This is a genomic window from Micromonospora sp. WMMD1155 (assembly GCF_029581275.1).
In the GTDB taxonomy this organism is placed as follows: Bacteria; Actinomycetota; Actinomycetes; order Mycobacteriales; family Micromonosporaceae; genus Micromonospora.
The window spans coordinates 3,594,323-3,609,791 of sequence record NZ_CP120742.1; the positions used below are offsets into that span (position 1 = coordinate 3,594,323).

A 15,469-nucleotide genomic window follows, 5' to 3' on the forward strand; every position below is an offset into this window, starting at 1 on the left:
GCCGTCGCGGCGCGCGCCTCAGGCACCCCCCGGTTCGCAGACGCCGAAACGCGCCCCCGAACCGGGGGGCGCGTTCCGTTTGTCTGTTATGTAAAGATCAGGCCACGTTGCGTTGGATCGGAATGGTCGACTTGTGCGGGTGGCCCAGCCGGGCCTCCAACCGCGCGACGTCGACCCGGGCGTGTCGGCGGTCGGCCAGGTCCTCCCAGCCGACGGCGAGCAGTCGCAGCCGCTCCGACTCGCTGAAGCCGCCCCACACGCCGTACGGTTCGCGAACCGACAGTGCGTGGGCGGCGCATTCGGCCCGGACCGGGCAGGCGCGACAGACCGACTTGGCGGCGGACTCGCGGCGCAGTCGGGAGGAGCCTCGCTCGCCGTCGGGGTGGAAGAACTGGGCGCTGTCCCGCCCTCGGCAGGCACCGAGTCGCTGCCAGTCCCAGAGATCGACGATGGGTCCGGGCAGTCTACGTACGTTCGACATCAGCACCCCTCCTCCCGCGCGGCTCCGCGAGAATCCTTTGGCCGGTGTCCGGGCGGCGGGCCGCGCAGGCGCACCGTTCCCGGCCTGGACCTCCCGGTACCCGGGCTGTCGTCACCTCACACGTGTGTGATCGAAAACGTCCCGCAAATTGCGGCTTTTGCCCCTTCTGTCGGAAAAGTTCGAAGGATTGCCGGGAACCCCCTCCCCAGCCGACCCCGTCATGGTCTGCTCGTTGGCGGAGAGGAGACCACAGTGCGTAGCGTCCTTGTGTGCGTTCGGACACCACTCGCGGCCCAGCACCTTACTTCTGCTGCCGCGCGGCTGGGGTTGTCAGCAATCGTTCGTACCGCCGTCTCCGATCCTGAGGTGATGCTGCGGTTGGCCGAGCGACCGGCCGACGTGGTGCTGGCCGACACGGCCCTCACCCGGCCGGACAGCGCGGGCTTCGTCCGTCGGGTGTTGGCGCGTGCGCCGCAGGCCGCGGTGCTGTTGCTCGGCACCGAGGAGTCCGAGGCCGCGGCGGCCACCATCAGCGCCGGTGCCCGGGGTCTCATCCAGAACGTCGACCACGACCTGACCAGCGCCGTGGCCAAGGCTCTGCTGCTGCTCGCCGCTCCCGGTCGAGCCTCCCGGCAACGGATCACCGACCCGGCCCGGAACGCCGCGGCGGTGGGCGGTTCCGGCCGCTCCGGGCCGTCGCCGCGTGGCTCCGGCGAGCCCGGCTGGGCGGCCGCCCCCGGCGAGGGGACTGCGGGTGTGCCGTCGGTGCCGGTGCAGCGGGGCGACGACGAGGCCGAGTCGGCCACCGGCGATGCGTCGGCGGACCAGAGCGAGGCGGCCCGGCCCACCTCGAACGCCCTACCCACCCGTGCGTCGATCGGGCTCACCGAGCGTGAGCTTCAGGTGCTGCTGGGCATGGCCGAGGGCAAGAGCAACGCGGAGATCGGCCGGGAGCTGTTCGTGTCGGAGGACACCGTCAAGACGCACGCCCGCCGGTTGTTCCGCAAGCTCGGGGCGCGGGACCGGGCGCACGCGGTGGCGGCGGGCTTCCGCGCCGGCCTGGTCGCCTGACCCGTCCGCGCAGAGCGACGCCCGGCGCGACTGCCGCGACCGGGAGGCCTTCGCCGAGGTGTCCGGCACGATCAGCACGCGAACGGCCGCGAGGACGGCCGCAACGGCCGCCGCGCCACATGACAGCACCGGCCCGCGCGACGACGGCCGCGACGCCCCGCCGCGGCACACGGCAGCGTTACTGCGCGGCGGTCGGGGTGCCCGGCTCGTCCTCGGTGCCCTCGGAGAGGGTGTCGTGCACCCCGTCGGCGTACCCCCGGGCGTAGTCCCAGGTCACGTAGTGGTCCGGGTCGGGGTCGTAGGCAGGCTCGTGCACCCGGGGGCGGCCCGAGTTGAGCAGGTGCCGCAGGTTGCCCCGGAGCAGGTCCCAGTCGAAGTAGTGCGGCTCGCGGCAGTCCTCGCATTCGATCACCAGCCCGCGGACTCCGATCGGGGCCAACAGGGCCTGGTATATCTCCAGGTCGGCGAGGTCTTCCAGCACGTCCTGCCGCTCGACGTCGGTCAGCGGATCCGGCGTCGCGTCATCGCCCGGGTCGTCCAGACCCGCGGTGGGATCGGCCGGGTCGCCGTTGAACGGGTCGATGGGCTCGTCGTGCACCCCTTCACCGTAGACCTAACGCGGCGCGGACGTCCGCCCCCCGGCCGCGCGCCGGGCCGGGCCGCCACGGACGGGTCGCCCAGCTCACTGGGTACGATGAGGCGACGTGCCGGCACCGTGGCGCGTTCCGGTGCCCGCCCGCGCCACCTCGCTGAAGCCCATCCGAGCAGCTCAGGGGAGCAATCGTGGAAAATTCGCCCAGCACTGATCTTCCGGCCGGCGTCGAGCACGCCGACCTGGGCGGCCACCTGCCCGAGCTGCCGGCCGGCTCGGCCCGGGTGGTTCCGCTCGGCCTCACCTTCGACGACGTGCTGTTGCAGCCGGGCGAGTCGGACGTGGTGCCCAGCCGGGTCAACACCCGGACGAAGCTCACCCGCAACGTCGAGTTGTCGATTCCGCTGCTCTCCAGCGCGATGGACACGGTGACCGAGGCCCGGATGGCCATCGCCATGGCCCGCCAGGGCGGCATCGGCGTGTTGCACCGCAACCTGTCCCTGGAGGACCAGGCGCTCCAGGTCGACCTGGTCAAGCGCTCCGAATCCGGCATGATCACCAACCCGGTGACCGCCAGCCCGGACGACACGCTGCGCGAGGTCGACGAGCTGTGCGGGCGCTACCGCATCTCGGGTGTGCCGGTGGTGGACGGCGACGGCCAGCTGGTCGGCATCGTCACCAACCGGGACATGCGTTTCGTCTCCGAGCCGAACACCCCGGTCCGCGAGATCATGACCCGCACTCCGCTGATCACCGCGCGGGTGGGCGTCAGCAAGGATGACGCGCTGGCGCTGCTGCGTCAGCACAAGGTCGAGAAGCTGCCGATCGTCGACGACTCGGGTCGGCTGCGGGGCCTGATCACGGTGAAGGACTTCACCAAGAGTGAGCAGTACCCGGACGCCAGCAAGGACGACGCCGGTCGCCTGCGGGTCGCCGCCGCCATCGGTGTCGGCGAGGACGCGTACAAGCGGGCCCGTGCCCTTGTCGACGCGGGCGTCGACGTGCTGATCGTGGACACGGCGCACGGCCACCAGCGGGCCGTGCTGGACATGGTCCGCCGGCTGAAGGCCGACGTCGCGGTCGACATCATGGGCGGCAACGTGGCCACGTACGCCGGCGCGAAGGCGCTCGTCGACGCGGGCGCCGACGGCGTCAAGGTCGGCGTGGGGCCGGGCGCGATCTGCACCACCCGGATCGTCGCCGGGGTCGGCGTGCCGCAGGTGACCGCGATCATGGAGGCGGCCCGGGCCGCCCGTCCGGCCGGCGTGCCGGTGATCGGCGACGGCGGCATCCAGTATTCGGGCGACATCGCCAAGGCCTTGGTGGCCGGTGCCGACACGGTGATGCTCGGCAGCCTGCTGGCCGGCTGCGAGGAGAGCCCCGGTGAGCTGATCTTCGTCAACGGCAAGCAGTACAAGACCTACCGCGGGATGGGGTCGCTCGGCGCGATGCAGTCCCGGGGCCAGGCCAAGTCGTACAGCAAGGACCGCTACTTCCAGCAGGACGTGCTCAGCGACGACAAGCTCGTCCCGGAGGGCGTCGAGGGCCAGGTTCCCTACCGGGGGCCGCTGTCCCGGGTGGCCCACCAGCTGGTCGGCGGGCTGCGGCTGGCCATGGGGTACGCCGGTGCGGAGAACATCCCCGATCTGCACCGCCGGGGCCAGCTCATCCGGATCACCGCGGCCGGCCTGAAGGAGAGCCACCCGCACGACATCCAGATGACCGTCGAGGCGCCCAACTACCACACCCGCTGACCCACCACCCCCAACCACCTGGAGTCCCCCATGCGTGACGTGGTCGAGATCGGGCTGGGCAAGACCGCGCAGCGCGGTTACCACCTGGACGACATCGCCATCGTGCCGAGCCGCCGCACCCGGGACGTCGACGACGTCTCCACCTCCTGGCAGCTCGACGCGTACCCGTTCGGCATCCCCTGCGTCGGTCACCCGTCCGACGCCACCATGAGCCCGGCCTCGGCGGTGCGGCTCGGTCAGCTCGGCGGCCTCGGCGTGCTCAACGTCGAGGGGCTGTGGACCCGCTACGAGAACCCGACGAAGGTGCTGGAGGAGTTGGCCGGCCTCGACGAGGATGCCCGCGCCACCAAGCGGCTCCAGGAGGTGTACGCCGAGCCGATCCGTCCGGACCTGATCGCCGAGCGGGTTCGTGAGCTGCGTGCCGGCGGCGGCACGGTGGCGGTGCGGGTCTCCCCGCAGCACACCCTGGCGCTGGCTCCGGTGATCCTGGACGCCGGGGTGGACATCCTGGTCATCCAGGGCACCATCGTCTCGGCCGAGCACGTGTCGACCACCGACGAGCCGCTGAACCTCAAGGAGTTCATCGCCGACCTGGACCTGCCGGTCATCGTCGGCGGTTGCACCGACTACAAGACGGCTCTGCACCTGATGCGTACCGGCGCGGCCGGTGTGATCGTGGGCATCGGCGGTGACGAGTGGTCGACCACCGAGTCGGTGCTGGGCATCCGGGTGCCGATGGCCACCGCGATCGCGGACGCGGCGGCGGCCCGTCGCGACTACCTCGACGAGACCGGCGGCCGGTACGTGCACCTGATCGCCGACGGTGACATGCAGACCTCGGGCGACATCGCCAAGGCCCTCGGCTGCGGTGCGGACGCGGTGATGCTCGGTGAGCCGCTGTCGCTCTGCGAGGAGGCGCCCGCCGGTGGTGCCTGGTGGCACTCGGCGGCGAGCCACCCGTCGTTGCCGCGTGGCGCGTTCGAGGTCGCCGGTGAGCCGCTCGGGTCGATGGAGGAGTTGCTCTTCGGGCCGGCGGACGAGCCCGACGGCCAGCTCAACCTGTTCGGTGGGCTGCGCCGGGCGATGGCCAAGTGCGGCTACCGCGACCTGAAGGAGTTCCAGAAGGTCGGCCTGGTCCTCGACCGCTGACCCGTTCCTCAGACGTGCGAAGGCCGGCCCGCACGGGCCGGCCTTCGTCGTGTTCAGGCTGCTGTCACTTCTCCACGTAGATGGTCAGGTCGGACATGTTCTGGTAGCTGCTCGCCGCGAAGTCGAGCGACTGACCCCGGTTCTCGGTGCCGCCCGGTGCGGTGTCCATCTCCCAGTTGGCGTGGTGGAAGTTCCGTTCGCCGATGGTCTGGAAGAACTGCTGGAAGTTGATGTCGCCCTCGCCCAGCGGGACCATCTGGTGGCCGTTGGGGACGCTGGTGTCCCGGTCGCCGTCCTTGGCGTGGAACAGCGGGAACCGGGTGGTCCGGTCGGCGACGGTGAGGATCGGGTCGAAGAGGTCGGTGACCTCCTGGCCGGCCGCGTTGACGTACTTCTGGTGCTTGTAGCGGGCCACGTAGGCCCAGTAGATGTCGAGTTCGAAGAAGACGTACCGCGGGTCGGTGATCTCGAAGAAGTATTCGAGTCGGCGGATGCCGGACGACCGGGTCTGCCGACCCTGCGCGTCGCGCGGGCCACGGTCGATCAGGAAGCTGTACGCGGCGTCGTGGTTGTGCGTGTAGAGCCGCATGCCCCGGGCCTTGGCCTGCCGGCCCAGCTCGTTCCAGATGTCCGCGGCGGCGTCCCACTCGGCCTTGTACGCGCTGTTGGTCGGGTCGCTGCCGGTGCCGATGTTCTTCATGCCGAGTTCCTCGGCGATGTCGAGCTGCTGCTGGAAGGTGGAGGGCTGGATCGTGGCGTGGGTGCCGTTGGCGACCAGGCCGTTGTCGTCGAGGATCTTGCGGATCTCGGCCGGGGTGATCTGCCGGCCGAGGATCTCGGTGCTCTGCGTGTAGCCGGCGAACTCGATCTCCTTGTAGCCGATCTCGGCGAGTCGGGCGAGGACGCGCTCGAAGCCGTAGGGCACTCCGCTGTCGTCCGGCGCGGCGGTGATCCGGTCGCGGACGCTGTAGAGGATGATGCCGCGGTTGCGGGCCGGGATCAGCGGCTCGACCCGCAGCTTGCCGGCGTTGCCGGGGTCGGCGAGTGCGGGGGTGCCGGTGGCGAGGACCGGCAGGCCGGCCGCACCGATCGCGGCGGCGGCTCCGGCGGAGGCGGCGAGCAGGGATCGGCGGCTCAACCGGGGGGTGGGGGTGGCGTCGGGTGCGGTGTGGTCGGGCATGGTTCCACCTTTCGCGACGGTGGTCGGGAACAGACACTAACGTCGGTCTAAGTCGAAAGAAAGTGAAGATCGATCACTACTTTTGTTTGTTCCAACGAAAGTGACTGATGATCGTCGATATTGACCGCGCGACCGGTGGCGCTGACTACGCTCGTCCTGACCGTGATGCCGCAGGAGGAGTGTGCATGGTCCGAACCCGACGGACACCGGCCCGCGGTCGACCGACCGCCCTGGCCGCCGCGCTGACCTGCGTGGTCGCGCTGCTCACCGCCGGTTGTACGGGCGACGACCACGACGGCTTCCGGCCCGGCGCCGCCGACGCCGGTGACCCGTACGTGCCGGGGCACGGCAACGGCGGCTACGACGTCACGCACTACGGCCTGGACGTCCGCTACGACCCGTCGACCGACCGGCTGACCGGGCGGGCCGTCATCACCGCCACGGCTACCCAGGACCTGTCCCGGTTCAATCTGGACCTGGTCGGCCTGGACGTCGGCACGGTCCGGGTGGGCGACGCGGCGGCCGACCACCGCCGCGCCGACGCCGAACTCGTGGTGACCCCACGCGACGGGCTCCCGCGCGGTCGGCAGTTCACCGTGACGGTCGACTACGCGGGCGTTCCCACCGCCGTCGAGGACGGGTCGTTGGGCAGCGGCGGCTTCCTGCACACCGCCGACGGCGCGGTCGCGCTCGGGCAACCCGACTCGGCCGCCACCTGGTTCCCGGTCAACGACCACCCCTCGGACAAAGCCACCTACGACCTCGCGGTGACCGTCCCGGACGGCCTCGCCGCGCTGAGCAACGGGGTGCCCGGCCCGAGGAGCAGCGCCGACGGCTGGACCACCTGGCGTTGGTCGGAGCGCGCCCCGATGGCCAGCTACCTCAGCACCCTCGTGATCGGCGACTACCAGGTGGTGACCGGCACCCACGCAGGTCGGCCGATGGTGACGGCGGTGGCGGCGAGTCTGCCGGCGACCGGTGCCGCGGCAAGCTCACTGGCCCGGACCGGGGAGATCGTCGACTTCCTGGCCAGCCGCTTCGGTCCGTACCCGTTCGACTCGTACGGCGGGATCGTGATCGCCGACGACCGGGTCGGGTACGCGCTGGAGACCCAGTCGCGCCCGGTCTACGGACCCGCCTTCTTCGCCGACGACCGGCCCAACCCGGGTGTCGTCGCGCACGAGCTGGCCCACCAGTGGTTCGGCGACAGCGTGTCGCTGGCCAGGTGGGGTGACATCTGGCTCAACGAGGGCTTCGCCAGCTACGCCGAGTGGCTGTGGGAGGAGCACGACGGCGGCCGGACCGCCCAGCGCAACTTCGAACTCCAGTACGCGAAGACCGACTGGTCGCAGCCCTCGGTGGAGCCGGGCCGCGAGCTGATGTTCGGCACTGCCGTCTACCAGCGCGGAGCGCTGACCGTGCACGCGTTGCGTCGGACCGTCGGTGACGACACGTTCTTCCGCATCCTGCGAACCTGGACCGCCGAGCGGGCGGCGGGCAACGCGACCACTGCGGATCTCGTGGCGCTGGCCGAGCGCGTGGCGGGCCGGCAGCTGCGGCCGCTTTTCGACGCCTGGTTGGTGGGTGGGTCCGCCCCCACACTGCCGTGACGGAGCCGTGATCACCGGTCGATATGCTCCGGCCCGCGAGAAGCGGGAAACCGTGGGCTCGCGCGGAGCGGCGTACGCCGCCACCGCCACACGGGAAGGGTGGAATGCGGGTGACGCGGCACAGACTGCGGATGAGCGTCGGTCTGCTGGTGGTCGGGGCACTCGCACTGTCCGGGTGCGGTTCGTCGGCACCGAAGGCCGCGCCGTCGCCGAGCGCGTCCCCCACCCCGTCGCGGACGTTCAGCCCGGGTGCGGAGGGGGTCGGCGACGCCTACTTCCCGACCTACGGCAACGGTGGGTACGACGTCGGGCGGTACACGGTCAAGGTTCGCTACGACCCAGCGAATGACCGGCTGACCGGCACGACCACAGTGCAGGGCACCGCCACGGCCGACCTGTCGTCGTTCAACCTCGACCTGGCCGGTCTGACCGTCACCGCGGTCACCGTGGACGGCGCACCGGCCACCCACAAGCGCAAGCGCAACGAGCTGGTCGTCACTCCGGCCTCCGGGCTGATCAACGGCAACGGGTTCGTCGCCGAGGTCACCTACGAGGGTGTGCCGAAGCCGCTGAAGAACGAGACCCTCGGTGAGGGCGGCTTCCTGCACACCGCCGAGGGGGCCATCGCGCTGGGCCAGCCCGAGTCGGCCAGCACCTGGTTCCCGGTCAACGACCACCCGTCGGACAAGGCGGCGTACGACTTCGAGGTCACCGTCCCGGACGGCCTGACCGCGGTCAGCAACGGCGTTCCCGGCGGCAAGACCAGCGCGGGCGGGTGGACCACCTGGAAGTGGTCGGAGAAGTCACCGATGGCGAGCTACCTCAGCACGCTGGTGATCGGCAAGTTCCGGATCACCACCGGCGAGCACAAGGGCCGTCCGGTGTACAACGCGGTCGCCACGAACGTGGCCAAGGGCGCGGCTGACTCGTCGATCGCCCAGACCGTCAAGGTGGCCGACTACCTGGAGAGCGTGTTCGGGCCGTACCCGTTCGACGCGTACGGCGGTGTGGTGGTCTCGGACAGCCGGATCTCGTACGCCCTGGAGACGCAGAGCCGGCCGGTCTACTCCGCCGGGTTCTTCCGGCAGGGCGAGAACACCGAGGTGGTCGCCCACGAGCTGGCGCACCAGTGGTTCGGTGACAGCGTCGCGTTGGCCACCTGGGAGGACATCTGGCTCAACGAGGGCTTCGCGACGTACGCGGAGTGGCTCTGGGCCGAGCACACCAAGGCGTACACGGCCGAGCAGGCGTTCGACATCCGGTACACCCAGGTGCCCGCGCAGGTGTGGAAGACGCCGCCGGGCAAGCCGGGGGTGAAGCAGTTGTTCAGCGAGTCGGTCTACCAGCGGGGTGGCATGACCCTGCACGCCCTGCGGGTGGCAGTGGGTGACAAGGCGTTCTTCGAGATCGTCAAGACCTGGGCCGCGGAGAAGCGCAACGGCACCGCCACCACCGCCGAGTTCGTCGCCCTCGCCGAACGCGTCTCCGGCAAGAAGTTGGGCCCGCTCTTCGACGCCTGGCTCTACGGCACGAAGAAGCCGGCCCTGCCCAAGCGCCTCTGAACGGGTCAGTTCTTGACGACCAGGGTGGGGTGGGCCGCCAGGTAGGCGTCGGCGCGCCCGGCACGGAGTTCGGTGATGAAGTCACGGCCGACCTTGGTGAGCTGTTCGCCACGGTAGGCGCTGCCCTTGCCGACACCGGAACCGGGCAGGCCCACCAGCACGAACTTGTTCTCCGGCACCCCGCTGAGGGCGTACGCGATGTCGACGATCCGTCGTCCACCCACGTAGATCAGCGTGTCGCCCAGTGCGCCGACCACCTGGTCGACCCGATCCGGTTGGCGGGCCAGGTTCTCGTCCAGGATCTTGCGGGTCAGTGCCTTGATGAGTTGCTGCTGGTGGCGCTGCCGGGCGTAGTCGCCGCCGGTGATGTAGCGCTGCCGCGCGTAGTCCAGTGCCTGCCAGCCGTTGAGGTGTTGCTCGCCCTTCTCGTAGACCTGCTGCGGCCCGGTGTAGCCGCCCGGCGCGCTCTGCCGGTACTTGCCGTCCGGTCGGCGATGCAGCGACTCGACCCGCTGGTCGACGTAGATGTCCACCCCGCCGAGAGCGTCGACCAGCCGGTCGAACCCGTTGAAGGTGAGCACCGCGCCCGCGTCGATGCGCAGCCCGGTGTAGCCGCTGACCGTGCTGCGCAGCAGCTCGTACCCCTGGGCGGTGTTCGGCTCCTTGGGTTTGCCCGGCACCCTGCTGCCGAAGCTCATCGCGTGGGTGAGCTTGGTCTTACCGCCCTTGTAGCCGGCCTTCGGGAACGCCGGGATGTCCACCAGCAGGTCGCGGGGGAGCGAGAAGAGGTACGCCTGACCCAACCCCTTCGGCACGTGCAGCACCAGCACGGCGTCCGAGTGCGGTTCCCACCCGGGCACGCTGACCCGGGTGTCCACACCGACCAGCAGCAGGTTGAGCGGGCCGGTGATGTCCGCGCCCGGCGGTGGGCCGCTGGGACTCGGGGTGGGCGTGCCGTTCGGCGACGGGGTCGGTGAGCCGGCGACCGGGCCGCCGCCCGGCTTGCTGTCACCGGTCAGCCGGGTGACCACCACTGCGCCGGCCGCGATCAGCGCGACGGCCGCGAGGGCCGTCAAGCCCAGCAGCAGCCATCGTCGGCGCGGCGCCATCGACCCGAGGATCATCTTGGATTCCTTCCACCCGTCTGGTGAACAACGTTCCGACGGGTGCTCCGGGTTGCGGCCGGGAGGCGCCGGGTCGGTCGGCCGGAGCATGATCGCGCGAAAACTGCCGCTGGCGCGAGCGTTACTCGCGAGTAATGATGCCTCCATGCGGTACGACGTGCTCGTCATCGGGTCCGGCTTCGGCGGAGCCGTCACCGCGCTCCGGCTGGCCGAGAAGGGTTACTCGGTCGCCGTGTTGGAAGCCGGTCGGCGCTTCACCGACGACGAGTTCCCACGGACGTCCTGGCGGGCCCGCCGGTTCCTCTGGGCGCCGAGGCTGGGCTGCTACGGCATCCAGCGGCTCACCCTGCTCCGCCCGGCCCGCCGAGGTGCCGGCAGCGGGGTGCTGGTGCTCTCCGGCGCCGGGGTGGGCGGCGGCTCGCTGGTCTACGCGAACACCCTCTACGAACCGTTGCCCGCCTTCTACGCCGACCGGCAGTGGCGCGACATCACCGACTGGCGGGACGAGCTGGCCCGTCACTACGACCAGGCCAAACGGATGCTCGGGGTCACCACGTACCCGGTGGACACCGGCGCGGACCGGGCCATGCGGGCGGTGGCCGAGCGGATGGGGGTGGGGCACACGTTCCACGCCACCCCGGTCGGCGTGCACATCGGCCGCCCCGGCCAGCGGGTCGCCGACCCGTACTTCGGTGGTGCCGGTCCGGAGCGCACCGGCTGTCTGCACTGCGGGTCGTGCATGACCGGGTGCCGGCACGGGGCGAAGAACACGCTCGTCAAGAACTACCTGTGGCTCGCCGAGCGGCTCGGGGTCACGGTGCTGCCGCTGACCACGGTGACCGCCGTCCGTCCGGCCGCCGACGGCGGGTACGACGTGCACGCCGAACGCACCGGCGCGTGGCTGCGCAAGCGGCGGCAGGTCCTGCACGCCGACCAGGTGGTGTTCGCCGCCGGTGCGCTCGGCACCCAACGACTGCTGCACGCCATGCGGGCCGACGGCGTGCTGCCCCGGCTCTCGCCCCGCCTCGGCGAGCTGACCCGGACCAACTCGGAGGCGATCCTGGGCGCCTCGGTGCCCCGCCGACGGGCCCGGTCCGAGCGGCTGGACTACACCGAGGGGGTGTCCATCACCAGCTCGTTCCACCCGGACCCGCAGACCCACGTCGAGCCGGTCCGCTACGGGCGGGGCTCCAACGCGATGGGCCTACTCCAGTCGCTGCTCGTGGACGGTGGCCCACACCGGGTGCGGCGGTGGCTGGGCGGCATCGTGCGGCAACCGGGGCTGGCCGCCCGGATGCTGTCCGTGCGCGGCTGGTCGGAACGGACGGTGATCGCCCTGGTCATGCAGTCGGTGGACAACTCGCTGACGACCCGGTGGCGGCGCGGCATGTTCGGCCGTCGACTGGTCACCGGCCCGGGCCACGGCACCCCCAGCCCCACCTGGATCCCGGCCGGCAACGCCGCCACCCGGCTGCTCGCCGAGGAGATCGGCGGCACACCGGGCGGCTCGCTCACCGAGCCGTTCGATGTCCCGATCACCGCGCACATCCTGGGCGGGGCGGTCATCGGAGCGACACCGGCCGACGGGGTGATCGACCCCTGGCACCGGGTGTACGGGCATCCGGGGCTGCACGTCGTCGACGGTGCGGCGGTCTCCGCCAACCTCGGCGTGAACCCGTCCCTGACGATCACCGCCCAGGCGGAACGGGCGATGTCCTTCTGGCCCAACCAGGGCGAGCAGGACCCCCGTCCGCCGCTCGGGTCCCCGTACCGCCGACTGGCAGCCGTACCCCCCAAGCACCCGGCGGTGCCGGCGGACGCCCCGGGCGCGCTGCGGCAGTGAGCCCGGCGGACGCCGCAGGGCGAGCCGGTGCCGGGCGTGGCCGTGACTGTCGGTAGGCTTTGTGCACATGAGCCTGCCTCGCCCCGTCCTCGTGGTGGACTTCGGAGCCCAGTACGCCCAGCTCATCGCCCGCCGGGTCCGTGAGGCGAAGGTCTACTCCGAGATCGTGCCGCACTCGATGCCGATCGCCGAGATGCTGGCGAAGAACCCCGCCGCGATCATCCTCTCCGGTGGCCCGTCCAGCGTCTACGCGCCGGACGCGCCGCAGATCGACGCGGGCCTGTTCAGCGCCGACGTGCCGGTCTTCGGCATCTGCTACGGCTTCCAGGCGATGGCCCAGGCGCTCGGTGGCACCGTCGCGAAGACCGGTAACCGTGAGTACGGCGGCACGCCGCTGCGCCCCCGCCTCCTCGACCCCGGTGTGCTGCTGCGGGACCTGCCCGCCGACCTGCCGGTGTGGATGAGCCACGGCGACTGCGTCACCGAGGCTCCGGAGGGCTTCACGGTCACCGCCGAGTCGGCGGGCGCGCCGGTGGCCGCGTTCGAGGACCTGGCCGGACGGCGGGCGGGTGTGCAGTTTCACCCGGAGGTCGGGCACACCGCGCACGGGCAGGAGATGCTGACCCGCTTCCTCTACGACATCGCCGGCATCGAGCCGACCTGGACGCCCGAGAACATCATCGACGAGCAGGTCGCCCGGATCCGCGCCCAGGTCGGCGACAAGGAGGTCATCTGCGGCCTGTCCGGCGGGGTGGACTCGGCGGTCGCCGCGGCGCTCGTGCACAAGGCGGTCGGTGACCAGCTCACCTGCGTCTTCGTCGACCACGGTCTGCTGCGCGCCGGCGAGGCCGAGCAGGTCGAGAAGGACTACGTGGCCGCGACCGGCATCAAGCTGAAGGTGGTCGACGCCGCGGACCGGTTCCTCGGCGCGTTGGCCGGGGTCACCGACCCGGAGCAGAAGCGCAAGATCATCGGCCGGGAGTTCATCCGGGTCTTCGAGGCCGCGGCCCGCGAGATCGCCTCGCACGGCGACGTGGAGTTCCTCGTCCAGGGCACGCTCTACCCGGACGTCGTGGAGTCCGGCGGCGGCACCGGCACCGCCAACATCAAGAGCCACCACAACGTCGGCGGCCTGCCGGAGGACCTGAAGTTCGCCCTGGTCGAGCCGCTGCGCACGCTCTTCAAGGACGAGGTGCGGGCGCTCGGCCTGCAACTGGGCCTGCCCGAGGCGATGGTCTGGCGGCACCCGTTCCCGGGGCCGGGCCTGGCCATCCGGATCATCGGCGCGGTCGACCAGCAGCGTCTCGACCTGCTCCGCGAGGCCGACCTGATCGCCCGCGAGGAGCTGACCGCCGCCGGCCTGGACCGGGGCGTGTGGCAGTTCCCGGTGGTGCTGCTCGCCGACGTGCGCAGCGTCGGTGTGCAGGGAGACGGGCGCAGCTACGGGCATCCCGTGGTGCTGCGCCCCGTCTCCAGCGAGGACGCGATGACGGCCGACTGGTCCCGACTGCCCTACGAGGTGGTCGCCCGGATCTCCACCCGGATCACCAACGAGGTGGCCGAGGTGAACCGGGTGGTCCTGGACGTCACCAGCAAGCCGCCGGGCACCATCGAGTGGGAGTGAGCGCCGGTCAGGCGGCCGGCGGCGGGTCCGACGGGGTCGTCGGCGGGTAGGGCGGCGTCGGCGCGTACCCCGGCTGTGGTCCGCCGGGCGCGGGCCCGGCGGTGGGCGGCGGGCCCGCCTGCGGCGCGACGCCCGCCGGGTGCGGCCAGGCCGGCGCGCCGGTGGGCTCCTCCGGCATCAGGAACCACATGATCGGGTACGCGAACAGCGCGAGCCCGCCGGTGAGCAGGCCGGTGACGGCGAACGCCACCCGGACGAGTGTCGGGTCGACGGCGAAGTAGCGGCCGACGCCACTGGCGACCCCCGCGACCATGCGGTCGGTGGTGGGGCGTCGGAGCTGCTTGTACGGGGCGTGGGGAGCGGCGGTGGATGTCATACCCCCACGGTCCGCGTTGCCGCCCGGCCCGCCCTCGGTGACCGCCCGGATCCTTACCCTGACCGATCCCTGATCCGGGTCCGACAGTCAGGAATCTGACTCTTTTCCGTTCCGGTAACCCGGCCCGGGGAGAATTTGCTCCCGTGACCACCATGCTCGAGCCGCTCCGCAGGATCGCGGCATACGCAGTTTGTGCTGATTCAAGAGGCCGAGTCCTGCTGGTCCGCGCATCGGAGCGCTCCGGCACCCCCGGCACGTGGTCGCTGCCCGGTGGGGCGGTCGACCACGGCGAGGATCCGAACCACACAGTCGTCCGCGAGACCGCCGCCGAGACGGGTCTCTCGGTGGCCGTCTCCGGCCTGGCCGACGTGCTCGCCGACATGCGGGCGCTGCCCGAGCGGGGCATCACGATCCACACCGACCGGTTGATCTACCGGGTGGCGGTCCGTGGCGGCACCCTGGCCGACCGGGTCGGCGAGCGCCCGACCGACCTGGCCCGCTGGTACACGCTCGACGAGGCACGCACACTGCCGCTGCGCTCGTTCACCGCGCGTGCCCTCGGGCTGCCCACCTCCTCGGCCGACGTGGTGCCCGACGAGCCGCCGGAGTTCCCCTCCTTCTACGCGGTGCCCGGCCCGGACGGGCTGCACCGGGCGCAACGCTTCGCCGCGTACGCGGTCTGCACCGACCCGGCCGGGCGGGTGCTGCTCACCCGGGTCTCCGACGGCTACCCCGGCGCCGGCTGCTGGCACCTGCCCGGCGGCGGCACCGACTACGGCGAGCAGCCCGGCGCGGCCCTCATCCGGGAGTTGGTCGAGGAGACCGGGCAGACCGGCCGCCTGGTCGAGCTGCTCGGCGTGGCCAGCCACCGCGACGCCGCCTCGCTCGGCCCCGAGGGCTACCCGATCGACTGGCACGGCGTACGCGCCTTCTACCGCATCGTCGTCGACAAGCCCAACCCGCTGACCGTGGCCGACGTCGGCGGTTCCACCTGCGAAGCCCGCTGGTTCGGCCGCGAGGAGCTGGGCGCCCTCCCCACCGACCGCCTCACCGAGGTGACCGCCGAAGCAGTCCAAGCAGCCCAACTGACCTGACCCAGCTCT

13 protein-coding genes are annotated in these 15,469 nt (G+C 71.5%); 8 read left to right on the forward strand and 5 right to left on the reverse strand.

The window, feature by feature from the left end:
• Positions 1–97: 97 nt before the first annotated feature.
• Positions 98–481 (reverse strand): WhiB family transcriptional regulator, encoded by a 384-nt coding sequence (locus O7617_RS16500; protein ID WP_088991383.1) that lies wholly within the window; start codon positions 479–481, stop codon positions 98–100.
• A 252-nt stretch (positions 482–733) separates the two neighbouring features.
• Here O7617_RS16500 and O7617_RS16505 point away from each other — a divergent pair, with 252 nt between their 5' ends.
• Positions 734–1,552 carry a response regulator transcription factor gene (locus O7617_RS16505; protein WP_282264533.1) on the forward strand — a complete coding sequence of 273 codons (819 nt, stop codon included), beginning with the start codon at positions 734–736 and terminating at the stop codon, positions 1,550–1,552.
• A gap of 178 nt (positions 1,553–1,730) precedes the next feature.
• Here O7617_RS16505 and O7617_RS16510 read toward each other — a convergent pair whose 3' ends face one another.
• A complete protein-coding gene (locus O7617_RS16510; protein WP_282264534.1) occupies positions 1,731–2,150 on the reverse strand; it encodes a DUF5319 domain-containing protein in 420 nt (139 codons plus the stop codon).
• Positions 2,151–2,335: 185 nt separating this feature from the next.
• On the opposite strand from O7617_RS16510, the gene guaB reads away from it, so the two are divergent.
• Both guaB and O7617_RS16520 read left to right on the forward strand, forming a co-directional pair.
• Positions 2,336–3,898, forward strand: coding sequence for an IMP dehydrogenase (guaB, locus tag O7617_RS16515; protein ID WP_282264535.1), 1,563 nt, complete (start codon positions 2,336–2,338; stop codon positions 3,896–3,898).
• Positions 3,899–3,928: 30 nt separating this feature from the next.
• A complete protein-coding gene (locus tag O7617_RS16520; protein WP_282264536.1) occupies positions 3,929–5,047 on the forward strand; it encodes a GuaB3 family IMP dehydrogenase-related protein in 1,119 nt (372 codons plus the stop codon).
• A gap of 64 nt (positions 5,048–5,111) precedes the next feature.
• On the opposite strand, the gene O7617_RS16525 is transcribed toward O7617_RS16520, so the two are convergent.
• Positions 5,112–6,227: a sugar phosphate isomerase/epimerase gene (locus O7617_RS16525; protein WP_282264537.1), complete on the reverse strand. Its 1,116-nt coding sequence runs from the start codon at positions 6,225–6,227 to the stop codon at positions 5,112–5,114.
• Between the two features lie 185 nt (positions 6,228–6,412).
• On the opposite strand from O7617_RS16525, the gene O7617_RS16530 reads away from it, so the two are divergent.
• Both O7617_RS16530 and O7617_RS16535 read left to right on the forward strand, forming a co-directional pair.
• Positions 6,413–7,837 (forward strand): M1 family metallopeptidase, encoded by a 1,425-nt coding sequence (locus O7617_RS16530; protein ID WP_282264538.1) that lies wholly within the window; start codon positions 6,413–6,415, stop codon positions 7,835–7,837.
• Positions 7,838–7,941: 104 nt separating this feature from the next.
• Positions 7,942–9,399: a M1 family metallopeptidase gene (locus tag O7617_RS16535; protein ID WP_282264539.1), complete on the forward strand. Its 1,458-nt coding sequence runs from the start codon at positions 7,942–7,944 to the stop codon at positions 9,397–9,399.
• Positions 9,400–9,404: 5 nt separating this feature from the next.
• On the opposite strand, the gene O7617_RS16540 is transcribed toward O7617_RS16535, so the two are convergent.
• Positions 9,405–10,523: an LCP family protein gene (locus O7617_RS16540; RefSeq protein WP_282264540.1), complete on the reverse strand. Its 1,119-nt coding sequence runs from the start codon at positions 10,521–10,523 to the stop codon at positions 9,405–9,407.
• 145 nt (positions 10,524–10,668) lie between these two features.
• Here O7617_RS16540 and O7617_RS16545 point away from each other — a divergent pair, with 145 nt between their 5' ends.
• Together O7617_RS16545 and guaA are read left to right on the forward strand one after the other, a co-directional pair.
• Entirely contained in the window at positions 10,669–12,366 is a 1,698-nt protein-coding gene (locus tag O7617_RS16545; RefSeq protein WP_282264541.1) for a GMC family oxidoreductase, read from the forward strand.
• Positions 12,367–12,433: 67 nt separating this feature from the next.
• Complete coding sequence (gene guaA, locus O7617_RS16550) at positions 12,434–13,990, forward strand: glutamine-hydrolyzing GMP synthase (protein WP_282264542.1); 1,557 nt, start codon at positions 12,434–12,436, stop codon at positions 13,988–13,990.
• 7 nt (positions 13,991–13,997) lie between these two features.
• Here guaA and O7617_RS16555 read toward each other — a convergent pair whose 3' ends face one another.
• Positions 13,998–14,366 (reverse strand): PspC domain-containing protein, encoded by a 369-nt coding sequence (locus tag O7617_RS16555; protein WP_278142621.1) that lies wholly within the window; start codon positions 14,364–14,366, stop codon positions 13,998–14,000.
• Positions 14,367–14,509: 143 nt separating this feature from the next.
• Here O7617_RS16555 and O7617_RS16560 point away from each other — a divergent pair, with 143 nt between their 5' ends.
• Positions 14,510–15,460: an NUDIX hydrolase gene (locus tag O7617_RS16560; RefSeq protein WP_282264543.1), complete on the forward strand. Its 951-nt coding sequence runs from the start codon at positions 14,510–14,512 to the stop codon at positions 15,458–15,460.
• Positions 15,461–15,469 lie beyond the last annotated feature (9 nt).

What these genes read in the sequence shown, in the direction of transcription:
- O7617_RS16500 (WP_088991383.1), bottom strand. Translation starts at nt 481, where the DNA reads ATGTCGAACGTACGTAGACTGCCCGGACCCATCGTCGATCTCTGGGAC.
- O7617_RS16520 (WP_282264536.1), top strand. Translation starts at nt 3,929, where the DNA reads ATGCGTGACGTGGTCGAGATCGGGCTGGGCAAGACCGCGCAGCGCGGT.
- O7617_RS16525 (WP_282264537.1), bottom strand. Translation starts at nt 6,227, where the DNA reads ATGCCCGACCACACCGCACCCGACGCCACCCCCACCCCCCGGTTGAGC.
- O7617_RS16530 (WP_282264538.1), top strand. Translation starts at nt 6,413, where the DNA reads ATGGTCCGAACCCGACGGACACCGGCCCGCGGTCGACCGACCGCCCTG.
- O7617_RS16535 (WP_282264539.1), top strand. Translation starts at nt 7,942, where the DNA reads ATGCGGGTGACGCGGCACAGACTGCGGATGAGCGTCGGTCTGCTGGTG.
- O7617_RS16540 (WP_282264540.1), bottom strand. Translation starts at nt 10,523, where the DNA reads ATGATCCTCGGGTCGATGGCGCCGCGCCGACGATGGCTGCTGCTGGGC.
- O7617_RS16545 (WP_282264541.1), top strand. Translation starts at nt 10,669, where the DNA reads ATGCGGTACGACGTGCTCGTCATCGGGTCCGGCTTCGGCGGAGCCGTC.
- guaA (WP_282264542.1), top strand. Translation starts at nt 12,434, where the DNA reads ATGAGCCTGCCTCGCCCCGTCCTCGTGGTGGACTTCGGAGCCCAGTAC.
- O7617_RS16555 (WP_278142621.1), bottom strand. Translation starts at nt 14,366, where the DNA reads ATGACATCCACCGCCGCTCCCCACGCCCCGTACAAGCAGCTCCGACGC.